The 13,036-nt window shown below is 38.3% G+C and carries 9 protein-coding genes and 1 pseudogene; 8 read left to right on the top strand and 2 right to left on the bottom strand.

The annotated features are described in order from the left end of the window. Positions 1 to 962: 962 nt before the first annotated feature. Both AC4GME_RS11015 and AC4GME_RS11010 read right to left on the bottom strand, forming a co-directional pair. A pseudogene (locus AC4GME_RS11015) lies at positions 963 to 2,271 on the bottom strand (IS4 family transposase). 136 nt (positions 2,272 to 2,407) lie between these two features. Next, positions 2,408 to 4,963: a penicillin-binding protein 1A gene (locus AC4GME_RS11010; RefSeq protein WP_490376655.1), complete on the bottom strand. Its 2,556-nt coding sequence runs from the start codon at positions 4,961 to 4,963 to the stop codon at positions 2,408 to 2,410. A 197-nt stretch (positions 4,964 to 5,160) separates the two neighbouring features. Here AC4GME_RS11010 and AC4GME_RS11005 point away from each other — a divergent pair, with 197 nt between their 5' ends. The 8 genes from AC4GME_RS11005 to AC4GME_RS10970 all read left to right on the top strand — a co-directional run. After that, positions 5,161 to 6,219, top strand: coding sequence for a pilus assembly protein PilM (locus AC4GME_RS11005; protein WP_490376656.1), 1,059 nt, complete (start codon positions 5,161 to 5,163; stop codon positions 6,217 to 6,219). Beyond that, entirely contained in the window at positions 6,219 to 6,776 is a 558-nt protein-coding gene (locus AC4GME_RS11000) for a PilN domain-containing protein (protein ID WP_490376657.1), read from the top strand. Before AC4GME_RS11005 ends, AC4GME_RS11000 begins: the two co-directional genes overlap by 1 nt. Further along, positions 6,776 to 7,348 carry a type IV pilus inner membrane component PilO gene (locus AC4GME_RS10995; protein WP_490376658.1) on the top strand — a complete coding sequence of 191 codons (573 nt, stop codon included), beginning with the start codon at positions 6,776 to 6,778 and terminating at the stop codon, positions 7,346 to 7,348. Before AC4GME_RS11000 ends, AC4GME_RS10995 begins: the two co-directional genes overlap by 1 nt. Then, on the top strand, positions 7,345 to 7,863 hold the full coding sequence (locus AC4GME_RS10990; RefSeq protein ID WP_490376659.1) for a pilus assembly protein PilP: 519 nt from the start codon (positions 7,345 to 7,347) through the stop codon (positions 7,861 to 7,863). Before AC4GME_RS10995 ends, AC4GME_RS10990 begins: the two co-directional genes overlap by 4 nt. A gap of 27 nt (positions 7,864 to 7,890) precedes the next feature. Further along, a complete protein-coding gene (locus AC4GME_RS10985) occupies positions 7,891 to 10,020 on the top strand; it encodes a type IV pilus secretin PilQ (protein ID WP_490376660.1) in 2,130 nt (709 codons plus the stop codon). 172 nt (positions 10,021 to 10,192) lie between these two features. Next, on the top strand, positions 10,193 to 10,708 hold the full coding sequence (aroK, locus tag AC4GME_RS10980) for a shikimate kinase AroK (protein WP_490376661.1): 516 nt from the start codon (positions 10,193 to 10,195) through the stop codon (positions 10,706 to 10,708). Beyond that, positions 10,708 to 11,778 (top strand): 3-dehydroquinate synthase, encoded by a 1,071-nt coding sequence (gene aroB / locus AC4GME_RS10975; RefSeq protein WP_490379395.1) that lies wholly within the window; start codon positions 10,708 to 10,710, stop codon positions 11,776 to 11,778. Before aroK ends, aroB begins: the two co-directional genes overlap by 1 nt. A gap of 5 nt (positions 11,779 to 11,783) precedes the next feature. Next, positions 11,784 to 13,036: AAA family ATPase (locus tag AC4GME_RS10970; protein WP_490379394.1), on the top strand; the 1,253-nt coding region annotated here is incomplete at its 3' end.

Raw genomic sequence — 13,036 nt, 5'->3', positions numbered from 1 at the left:
GTAAGCTCTGCTTACTGGGGTTTTTTATTGCTTACGATTTGTGTTTGACCTACTCAAACATGGGGAAATTAAGAGTTGCACGACAGCGCAGTGTCACGAGCGGGTGAGCTCTGCGAGTCCTGGCCATCACCAAGCTTGCTCTCTATAAGCAACACAATACTAAACCCTGTTGAGTTTATCTCGACAGGGTTTTTTTACGTCTAAAATTCGCGGATACACAACGATGACCGACTCTCGAGTAGGGGCGAATTTCGCGGCAGTAAAGCATCATGAGCGGGCTAAGCTCCATGTAGCCAGTAGTTTATCGAGAGGCAAGTGTACGAGCGGGTGAGCTCTGCGAACCCTGACCATCGCCAAGCGCCAAATAACGTGCGATTTGTGTTTGAACTACTCCCATATGGGAAAGGTAGGTATCTCCCTTTTATGTAGAGTAAGATGAATAAGGCGTCAGTTAAAGTTTATTAGCGGGTGAACTCCACTAGCCCTCTTCCATCACCAACTATCTCCCTTTATATGAGATGGCGATAATCCCCATTTCTGCTTTACAGGGAGTTTTTCGTTCCTAGACTTGTGAGCTACTTTTGCATAAGGAAAGTTTAAGAGTGGAGCTTTGTCATTAGATTTACCATCCTGACTGAGGAGTTACGTAATTTATGTGTCGCTTCAGATCGCGGATCTAAGGTTGTTTTAGCGTTATTCGGTGCAGTTATCAGTAAGCAGTTTTTATTGCTTTAGCTTTAAACGTGCCCAGCGCTACGATTAATCATCGCTCTATTTGTTTAAGAATAGCAGCTAGTTTGATGTGACTCGAACAGAAAAAGTTGGTATAAACGATTGAATCCGGCTGTTTTTTATTTATTGGTAATGAACATTTTAAAATCAATCTGATTAAGTTGATTCACTAGGGATTTTCTTAGTTATTCGAACTTAAAGACTACATAAAATAGGTCAATGCCGTCCGGTTAAGATATTTTAGGCTTATATCTTAATGGGTATCTTGATGGGAGACAAAGCACTGAATGCGAAAACGTTCGGTGTTTTCTTTTTTTAGGTAAGATGAAATGCTTAACATCTTGTCGCATGAGCTGAAGTTTTCTCGGTATTGTCCCATCACCAGATAGGGCATAGCCTCTTATTTAATGCAAATCGCAGACGTAAAGCTAATCCTTGTGGGGGAAACCTTTGCTTCTTTGGCAATATTGGCCATTTCCAACCTTATCAAATTGTAACCGAGTAAGATCCCCAAAAGTTCTTGTTTTACCGCCTCCGAAAACGACTTCTTAGTGTAATCTCTCCACTTAATTGACTGTTTTTAAGCTCTCCAAAGCTTTGTTCGATTTCCCAACGATCCCAATAAATTGATAATAGTTCTTCCATTGAATACATTTTCGGATCTACCAGTGAGGTAACAAAACCTTTAATTTCGCCTTTTGGATGCTGATAGCAAATTATTCTTGCTTGCCAAGTCTCTGGTAACATTGGATTTTTTTTCGTGCTTGAGGTGATGCGGACATTGCAATCAATAAATCATTATCTGCGTCGCGTTCAATGATTTCATATCTCATACTCTTTTTTACTGGTGTTAACCAATGTGAACTAACACCAAATTGCTGCCAGTTAAGTAATAAATCAGCAGAAAAATAGCAACGATCAAATAAGGTTAATGAGTTGTTGGGAATATCTGTTAGCAATCGTTTGGCTAGTGTTATTTCACCAATACTACAGCTATCAAATGCAGCACCAAGCAACATTCTAGTATGTGTCGAATTTAAAGAAACCATGCGAAGCAGTGGCTAGACCTGATGTGATTTTGATATGAAGCCAAACTCTTCTCTATTCTCAGATGTGTCTGGAACTCGGGACGTAGTGCCATCAACAGCCAATAAATGGAGGCCGATTGCATGTGCTTTGGGTGTGATTGATTATGCCATGCTGCGCAAGTTGTACTAAAGAGATAACTCATTGGAGACTCGCCTAAGCGTTTACGGCAATCAATAAGCACGCTTGGTGCGACATGAGAATACATTTCATCGGGATTGGTATATCTAATGAACCACTGAGCTCTTTGATAGAGCTATTACGCATCAATCCCATCATTATTATCAGCCAAACTGCTTGTTCTTCTGGTAAGCGACGACGTCTAATGCTGGCTTTTTTAGTAGCAAATAACGATTCTTCAATCCATTGTGCATCTATGGCATGTAATACATCGTCGTATGAATCCTTGTTTTCAAATGATTCATAAACTAATTCCATTTCTTGATTAAACAAAAAAAATCCCCAATCTTAAATAAGATTAGGGATTTTGATCGAACAGTAGGATCGTTCAAGTTTTTTTAAAAGATCGGAATTGACATAAAACAGGTAGGCTTTTTAAATAAACAAGCGATTATGTAGGCTTGTTTAATTAAAATAATTCATCTGTTTCACCTTGTAAATTTTCTTTGTTACCTTGATCAAATATTTCTTCTTCAATAAATGAGGGTTGTTCGACATATTCTGTGGGTACTGAACCAGTTCTAAAGTATTCAAAACGTGTTGTATAGTCTGTTTTGTAAGTTAATAAACCGGTCGAGCGATCGATGCGAGCAGTTGAAATATTGATCGGTTTTTTTGGAAATACCACTGGCTGTGATAAAGCTGTGTCCTGCATAAATTCTATCCATGCAGGTAATGCGGTTCTTGCGCCAAATTCACCGCCATAAATTTGCTCTTTATCGAGATTTTTATTAAATCTCGCTTTACCTAATTCACGATCAAAATTATCAAAGCCCACCCATGATGTGGCAACTGTGTTACCCACATAACCAGAGAACCATGCGTCCTTTGAATCATTGGTTGTTCCTGTTTTTCCTCCGATATCTTTGCGTTTTAATGCACGCATTGCTCGCCATCCTGTCCCATTCCATCCTGTTTTATGCTGCCAGCTACCACCACCCCAGATTGCGGTGTTTAGCAGTTCACGTGTCAAAAATGCGGTTTCTTCACTGATAGCCGATGGTGCGATTTGTTCTTCACTAATCGGTGAAATTGAGCAGGTATTTGTTGCTTCTTCTCTTGTTTGTGGTGCGATAAGTTGTTCAGATGCACGCTGTTTTTCATATAGTTCAGTACAATCCGTGCAAACAATTTTAGGACTCGCTTGATAAAGAGCTGTGCCATAGGCATCTTCAATTCGCTCAATGATATAAGGCTCTATTTTAAAACCTCCATTGGCGATGATCGCATAACCTGTTGCAAGCTCTAATGGAGTCAGTGATGCAGAACCAAGCGCAAGTGAGTAGTTGTGCGGTAACTCATTTTTGTTAAAGCCAAATTTTTCAAGTTGATTGATGACTTTTGTTAAGCCGAGATCTTGTACTAAACGTACAGAAACAACATTCTTTGATTGGCCAAGGCCACGGCGTAAGCGAACTGGACCATCATATATTGCTGGTGAGTTTTTTGGACGCCAAGACTCGCTACCACTCCACTGGTTAATTGGTGCATCATTGACTAATGTGGCAAGCGTATAACCATTATCAAGTGCGGCGGAGTAAACAAATGGTTTGATGTTTGAGCCTACTTGACGTTTCGCTTGAGTTGCGCGGTTAAATTTACTTTGTACAAAACTAAATCCACCAACCATTGATGTGATTGCACCATCTTGTGGGTTTAATGACACAAAGGCCGCGCTTGCATCTGGATATTGGGATAGTTCTAATGCTTGCTCTATCTGGCGTACCCAGATTTGTTCACCAACAGCAACTATATCTGATGCTTTTTCTGGTGCTTTACCCTGAACTGAATCACTTATATAAGGGCGTGCCCACTTCAAACCATCCCAATCAATATGCTGTACTTCATGGCCTGTATGCTTGCTAATAACTTTAATTGACTGCTCATTTACCTCGATAACAACAGCAGGGTGTAAATCAGCAAAACTCGGTTGTTTTTTTATATTTGCTACAATATCGTCAATAGGCCAGTTATCGGCTGGTGCTTCCCATAATGTTTTTTTTGCACCGCGGTAGCCATGGCGTTTGTCATATTCATGGAGATTATTAGTGAGTGCTTTATTGGCGGCTTTTTGAGCTGGTTTATTAATGGTTGTATAAACATTAAAACCCTCACTATAACTACGCTCAGCACCATAAAGCTCAATGAGCTTATTGCGCGCCATTTCGGCAACATAATGTGCTGATAAAGTGATCTCTGCTCCATGGTATTTGCCTGTTATCGGGCTATTAATCGCTTCTTCGTATTGCGCTTGTGATATGTATAACTCATCGAGCATACGCATTAATACAATATTACGACGATTTTTGGCATTTTCGGGAGAATATATTGGGTTTAATCGGGATGGAGCTTTAGGTAAACCAGCCAGTACAGCCATTTCAGGTAACGTTAACTCAGATACAGCTTTTCCATAATAAACCTGAGCGGCAGCACCAATACCGTATGAACGGTGGCCCAGAGATATTTTATTTAGGTAAAGCATTAAAATCTCATCTTTAGTTAAGATTTGTTCAATTTGAATAGCAATAAAAATCTCTTTTATTTTACGTATAAATGTTTTTTCACGTGTTAAAAAGAAATTACGAGCAACTTGCTGGGTAATGGTGCTTGCACCTTGCTTTGCCGTGCCCGTTGAAGCATAAACCATCGCAGCGCGGGTAATGCCAATTGGATCAATGCCGAAATGTTGATAATAACGACTATCTTCGGTTGCAATAAATGCCTGAATTAATTTTTTAGGTACCTCTTCTATAGTAAGAGGAATACGACGTTTTTCTCCAAACTGAGAAAGTAATTCACCATCAATACTGAATACTTTCATGGGAACTTGAAGTTGAATATCTTGAATTGAAGCGACATCAGGCAAATCAGTCTTAACGTGATAGTAAATCGCAATTATTGCGCCTATACCCGTTAAGCCTATAGTAATAGAAACTAAGAAAAGGCGCTTGATCCATTTAATCATTTTGTATATACCTTAAATATTGCTTGTAATTAACTCATTTAAGTTGATGTTTCTTAGAGCCTACGCACAGTATATAGTGATATTTCGGGAGTTAAAGCGGAATAATAGCTTATCGCCTTGGAAGTTCCTGATTTTCGTCTTATTATAAGTAACTGAAGTTTTAAATATCTTATTAAATTTATTATGGCAAGGATGTTATGTTTGCAAATATGAAAAAGGCGAATGCAAATGCTTTAATTGGCATAGATTTCGGTTCAAATTCTATCAAAGCGATTGCCATATCAAAGGGGAAGGGGACTTTTCAAATTGATGCAGTTGCAGAAGCTCCCATTGCCAAAGGTTTGATTGTTGATAATCACTTTGAAGATATTACAAAGTTAACTCAGGTTATCAATCAATTACGGAAAAACTTCCCTACTTCGTATAAAAATGTAGCAATTGCCGTGACGGGAGCTGATGTTATTACAAAAGTCATCCCAATGAATGCAGATTTAAGTGAGTTAGAGTTAGAGGCTCAAGTTGAACTTGAAGCTGAAAATAGCATTCCCTTTCCACTAGATGAGATATTTTTGGATTTTGAAGTTGTTTCTCAAAACGCCAATAGCAAAGATTTAAATGATGTTTTAGTGAGCGCAGCTCGAAAAGAAACTGTGTTATCGCAAGTCGATTGTGTAGAAGCAGCCAATTTAACCGTAAAAGTAGTTGATGTAGCAAGCCATGCTTTAGCAAGAGCCTGTGAGCTTTTGTTCGTGCGCGAAGATTATGACAGAGGCATTGCTGTTGTCGATATTGGTGCCTCACAAATGATGCTTAATATTTTGCATCAAGGCAAGGTTATTTTTTCTCGTTCTAAAAATCATGGGGGGGCTCTCTGTACACAAATGATGGCCGATCATTATGGTTTTAAGTTCAACGAAGCAGAAAAAATAAAAACTGAACATAATTGGCCTGTAGATTGTGATGTTGATGTTATTGCACCCTTTGTAAATATGACTGTTAATCATTTACGTTTTGACTTGCGTATGTTTACCAACGCTCCCAATAATATCGAAGTTGAAAAAATAATTTTAACTGGCGGTTGTCAATTAATGCCTGAGCTAGTGACGCAATTAGCTGAAGAGTTAGAATTAGATGTTGAAGTTGCCGATCCGTTCATTGGTTTTGAGTACAAAAATGAAGCCGATAAAATTTTACTTCGTGAAGTTGGCGCAAAATATATGACAGCACTAGGATTGGCATTAAGAGGGGTTCAGTAATGTCTAATATTAATTTATTGCCGTGGCGTGATGACTACAAAAAGAAAAAGAAACAGCAGTTTTTTGTGGTATTGGTACTGAGTGCTTTTGTGGTGCTGGGGTTATCTTATGGTGGCAAGATGTATGTTGATACTTTAATTTCTGCACAGGAGCAACGTAATCAATTTTTACAAACTCAAACAATTATTATAGATCGCCGTATTGCCGAGATTAGCCAAATAAAAAAAGAAAAAGCAGAGCTTGAGCGTCGCATAAACCTAATTCAACAATTAGAAAAAAAACGTAACTATGCAACACAACTCTTTAATACATTAGTGGATGTTGTTCCGGCGGGTATTTATTTAAACAATGTCGGATTTGCTAATGAACAGGTTGATGTAAAAGGGATGAGTGAATCCAATAACCGCCTGGCGAAAATGATGAGAAACATTGATAGCTCTGGGTGGTTAGGTGATTCCTATATTAGCTCTATCGTTGCAGGCCCCTCCAAACCAATTAAATTGAGTAACTTTGCAATGAAATTTATTGTTGTCCCTGAAAGTAAAGGGGAAAAATAATGGACTTAAATGAATTAGATTTTGAGACTGTTGGTAGCTGGCCAGCACTTTATCGTGGTGTGTTTATCGCTATTGTTTGCGTAATTTTAAGTGGTGCATTTTTCTATTATGTAACAACTCCCCAGCTAGATAAACTGGAAAGCGTTAAAGAAAAAGAGATCGTTCTTAAAAACAACTTCAAGGTAAAAGCGGCTTTATCTGCAAATTTAGAAGCTTACCGCGCTCAGATGATCGAAATTAATATTATTCTTGATGGATTATTAAATAAGCTACCAAGCAAAAAAGAAATTGCGAGCTTACTTGATGATATTAGCTTTATTGGCGCAAATAATGGTCTACAGTTTAAAAGTATTAACTGGGGTGTAATTAAAGATCAGGAGCTTTCTGTTGAGGTTCCTATCAGTATCCAAGTTGTTGGTAGTTATCAGGAACTTGGTAAGTTTGCTGCTGATATTGCAGCTTTGCCTCGGATTGTTATTTTGGACAATATAAGGTTAGCTAAGGGAGCAAAGGGCTTATTAACATTAAATGTTATCGCTAAAACATATCGCTATAAGGGAGATAAAAAATGAGGTTTTTTATCCTTTTAGTTATGACCCTACCACTGTTTTCATGTGTGGAAGTAAATGTTGATGACCTAAATGAATTTGTCGTTAAAACAAAATCTCAAATTTACCCGATTAACGATAAGGTACCAGCCTTAAAGAAAATTGATGCAATGGTTTTTACTCAGGAAGAGGGGCGTAATCCCTTTTCTGAACCGAAAGCTGAAGTTGTTGCACCAACAAAAAATACACCTAAAAGTTGTCCGCAGCCAAATTTTGAACGTAAAAAGCAACCCTTGGAGATGTATTCACTTGATAATCTGATGATGCAAGGTACATTACGGATTAATGATGAGCTATGGGCGCTTGTGCAAGTTTCCGGCGGAGAGTTACACAAGGTGAAGCCGGGTTATTACCTAGGGTTAAATCACGGAAAAGTTTTAAAAGTCACTAAGAATAAAGTTGAATTACTAGAATTAGCCTCAGATAAAGATGGTTGTTGGCAAGAGCGTATTACTCAAATTACGCTGAAGTCTGAATGATATTAAAGCAGGGATGAAATTAAACTCATGAAAATTATAAACCTAAAGCAAGTCTTAAGCCTTTTTTTTATGGTGGGGTTGTTGTTTTCTTCAGTGGTATTAGCTGAATCACAACTTATTAAATTAAATGTAAATCCATTGGTTGATGGTAAATTCGAATTGAAATTTGAATTTACCGATGAGATTAGTGGTTACACTGATAAACTGCACTATCGTCCTAATAAGCTCGTTATTGATGTTGACGATGCCAGCTCAGTGTTAAAGCTTAACCCGATTAAAATTGACAAAAATGGGGTTGATAGTGTCGAAGCTGAAAGAACCACTGATGGGCTTCGTTTAATTATTTCACTTGATATGTTAATGCCTTATCGAGTGGTGAACGAGGGGAAGCAGCTGTTTGTCCGTTTTGGAGATGTTACGCCGGAATCGGCTGTTGATAGCGAAACAGAGATAGCATTGGCAGCTGCGGTTGCGCAAGATACAAGCAGTCAAATTGCAGTGGTTTCAGCAAATGATGTTAAGACAAATGCAGTGTCTCTAGCCCCTATAGAAGCTCCTAAAGGTTATGTGAACACTATAAAATCAATTGATTTCAAGCGTGGCTCTGAAGGTCAAGGCAAATTGCTTGTGTACCTTGACAATTCAAGTGTGGCTGTTGATATCCGTCGTAGAGAGCAGCAATTAATTGCAGAATTCCAAAGCACCCACATCCCGAGTGAATTTTTATATATTATGGATGTTGTTGATTTTGCAACCGTTGTAGAAAAAGTTGAAACGTTTAAAGAAGGTGGTAAAACGCGCTTTGTTTTTGATATTAAGGATGAATATAACTATCGTTATGACCAATTAGATACTCTGTTCATGATTGAAGTGTCAGAAAAACCAAAAGATCAAAAAGAAAGTGTTTATCAAGGTAAAGCTATTTCTCTTAACTTCCAAGATATCCCCGTACGAACTGTATTACAGTTGATTGCTGACTTTAATGGCTTTAATTTGGTAATTACTGATTCTGTAAGCGGTAATATCACGTTACGTTTGGATGATGTTCCATGGGAGCAAGCGCTGGATATTATTTTGAAGGTAAAAGGTCTTGGTAAACGAATGGATGGTAATGTTCTTATGATTGCCCCTGCCGTTGAATTGGCAGCTAAAGAACGGGAACAGTTAGAAACAGAAAAAGAGGTTGCTGAATTAGCGCCACTTTATGCAGAATTCATCCAAATCAATTACGCAAAAGCTGCTGATATTGCTACTATGTTATCGAGCGGTAATGCAAGCTTATTATCTGCCCGCGGCTCAGTCAGTACGGATACTCGAACTAATACAGTGTTATTAAAAGATACTGCAACTGTTATTGATGCAGTAAAAGAGATGATTGAAGTTTTAGATATTCCAGTACGCCAAGTTGTAATTGAAGCTCGTATGGTAACAGTAACTGATTCTGTTGGTGAAGAGTTGGGGATCAAATGGGGGGTAACTGCTACGGGGGGTAATAGTGCTACATCTGGCTCATTAGCGGGCGCAGAAGCAGCCAATGGCGGCTCAGTAGCAGATGTTGCCGAACGTTTAAATGTTAACCTTCCTGTTACCGGGGCTGCGGGTACCATTGCTTTTCAAGTTGCGAAGTTAGCTGATGGTCAGATATTGGATTTAGAACTTTCTGCTTTGGAAAGTGAGAATAAAGCTGAAATTATTGCCAGCCCGCGTATCACCACTGCAAACCAGCAAACGGCTTACATTGAGCAGGGTTCTGAAATCCCCTATGTCGAATCCGCTTCTTCTGGTGCAACTTCAGTTAGCTTTAAAAAAGCGGTCTTAAGCTTACAGGTAACACCACAAATTACGCCTGATAATAAAGTTATCTTAGATCTTATTATTACCCAGGATTCTAAAGGTGAAGTTATTCCGACAGGGATTGGGCAAGCCGTTTCGATTGACACACAAGAGATTGGAACGCAAGTCTTGGTTGAAAATGGTGAAACTCTTGTCTTAGGTGGTATTTATCAGCAGCGAATCACCACTTCAGAGAAAAAGGTGCCAGTATTAGGAGATATTCCTTATCTTGGCGTTCTGTTTAGAACCACGATTGACGAAAATGCAAAATCTGAGTTATTAATTTTTGTAACACCTCGCATTGTGATGCAAACTAAATACTAATTAGCTCTTTTTTCATCAAACGCTTTAAAAGTAGAAAATAAGCCTGAGATTAATCTTCAGGCTTATTTGTTTTATGGGCTTGCAATAAGTTATTAACAATTGCGATAATGTACGGCACTTCTTTTTTATAAAGGGGCTTCCCAGTAATCAATCACTTGAGTAATAATTCAACATGGCAGAACAACGTAATATTTTCTTAATTGGCCCTATGGGGGCTGGTAAAAGCACAATCGGTCGTCATTTAGCACAAATGTTGCATCTTAATTTTCATGACTCAGATGCAGAGATAGAGAAAAAAACGGGTGCGGATATCGCATGGGTTTTTGATGTTGAAGGCGAAGAAGGTTTCCGCAATCGTGAACAAGGCATGATTGATGAGTTAACACAAAAACATGGTATTGTTTTGGCAACAGGTGGTGGAGCAGTAATTCATCCTGAAAATAGAGCGCATTTATCTGCTCGAGGTATTGTTGTTTACTTAAAAACAAGTGTTAACAAACAGTTGGCTCGTACTCTAAAAGATAAACGCCGACCATTACTGCAAACCGAAGATCCTCGCTCTGTACTGGAAGCTTTAGCTGAAAAACGCAACACTCTGTATGATGAAGTAGCAGATTATACAATTGAAACGGATGAACAGAGTGCCAAAGTTGTTGCTAGTCAAATTATTGCATTACTGGATTTCTAATGGATAAGTTAATTGTTGATTTAGGTGAACGAAGCTACCCAATTTCAATTGGGGAAAATCTGCTTGAACACTCTGAACTGTTTTCCAGTGTGATAACTGGGAAAAAAGTGATGATTGTGACCAATGATGTAGTTGCACCACTTTACTTACAGCTCTGTAAAGAGACTTTAAAAGAGTTTCAAATTGATGAGATTATTTTACCTGATGGTGAAAAGCATAAAAACCTATCTACATTTGAAACTATTTTAAGTGCATTGCTTGCAAAAAAACATGCGCGCGATACGACTATTATTGCGCTTGGCGGTGGCGTTATCGGTGATATGGCCGGATTTGCTGCTGCTTGTTATCAGCGTGGAGTTCCATTTATTCAGGTTCCTACTACTCTTTTATCACAAGTTGACTCATCTGTTGGTGGCAAAACAGCGGTCAATCATGCTCTTGGCAAAAATATGATTGGTGCGTTTTATCAGCCTCAAGCGGTTATTATCGATATCAATTGTCTTAAAACCTTACCTGCGCGTGAATTTTCTGCTGGTATGGCTGAAGTGATTAAATATGGAATCATTTATGATCAATCTTTTTTCATTTGGTTAGAAGATAATGTCGCAAATATTAAAGCGCTACAGGCAGATACGATCGCTTATATGATTAAACGCTGTTGTGAAATTAAAGCGGAAGTTGTGGCTCTAGATGAAAAAGAGAACGGTATTCGAGCATTATTAAACCTTGGACATACATTTGGTCATGCGATAGAGGCTGAACAGGGGTATGGAAACTGGTTGCATGGAGAGGCTGTTGCTGTCGGCATGATCTTAGCTGCCGAAACTGCATTACTTCTCGATTTAATTGATCGCTCACAAGCTGAAAAGATCATGTTGTTAATCAAGCAGTTTGATTTACCATTAAGCCCACCGGAAAATATGACATATGCGCAGTATGCAGAGCATATGTTACTTGATAAAAAAGTGCTAAATGGTAAGTTACGTTTGGTGTTGCCAACGTCTATCGGCACCAGTGAGTTATTTGATAATGTTAGTGAAGCGCTACTTCGTCGCGTTATTGAACACTAATACAGATGGTCGAACGTCAATTAATATCTTTTCCATCTCAATTGCAGTTGATTGATCGACTGCAGCATATTATCTATTTATCCTCCTCTCTTATTTTTGTTTCAGGCGAAAAAGGAGCAGGCAAAAGCACACTGATAGAGCAACTTTCTAATAAACTTCCTGGTAATATTCAGGAAGTATTCATACAGTTGAATGATCAGCTATCAAATTCTCAAATTAGACAGCAAATAATAATGCAGCTGTATGAACAGCCTTTATTTGACGCGCAGGATAACTTGCTTTCCTCAATGTCGTTACTGCAAGAAAAACAGAATGCGGACGTTCCCCGTTTAATTATTTTGGATAATGCACATTATCTTTGCGCAGATCTGTTAGTCGAATTAGTGCAAGTCATCACACAAAAAGAGCAGTTTGCTGACAGTGAAATTAATGTTTTATTACTGGCGGATGAAAACAGTAATCAGCGAATGATTACTCTTGTAAATCAGGCTACCCAAAATATAGATAAGAGGTGTGCTTGTTTGGAGTTTAAATTAGGGGAACTTACTAGAGATGAGTCTAATACTTTATTAAATCACATTTTCAAGCAAACTGGTTATCAACCTCAAATTCAACATCAAGATGCATTATTGAAGCAGTTAAGGGCTTGTGCTGGAATTCCTCAAAAAATAATTCAATTAGCAGAGCAAATTATTGAGGGGGCATTAGAAAATAACGAACCCACTTGGCTAAAAACACGTTTGCCTGCGATTCTATTAATGATTGCCTTACTGGTGGTTGCTGCTTCTCTTGCAAATTACCTTTACCCTAAATTTTTTAAGCCATTGAAACCACTTATTGAAGTTGAAGAGGTTATTGAAAATGAAAGTGCCTTATTAGACGAGATAAATGAAACGCAGTTAGTCACCAATGATGTTGTCTCAGAGCAAGTTCAGCCTACATTGGTAGAAGAATTAGCTGGCAGCTGGTCAAACAACGCAAACCCGCAGATCAATGATAACCAACTGGCTGTTGGTGTCAGTGATACAAGCGTAAAACGTGTGATTATTTCTGAGCAAGATATATTAAACTTACCCGATCTTGAAAAGGAGTATGTTGTTAGCGTTGAAGATATTGAAGATATTGAAGATATTGAAGACGTTAAAGATAGTGAAGAAGTTAAAGATATTGAAGGCGTTAAAGATATCGAAGAAGTTAAAGATATCGAAGACGTTAAAGATATCGAAGACGTTAAAGATATCGAAGACGTTAAAGATAT

This window comes from Psychromonas sp., assembly GCF_983033635.1.
Note: the sequence above shows the minus strand (reverse complement) of the source record. Positions and strands in the feature narration are given on the sequence as shown.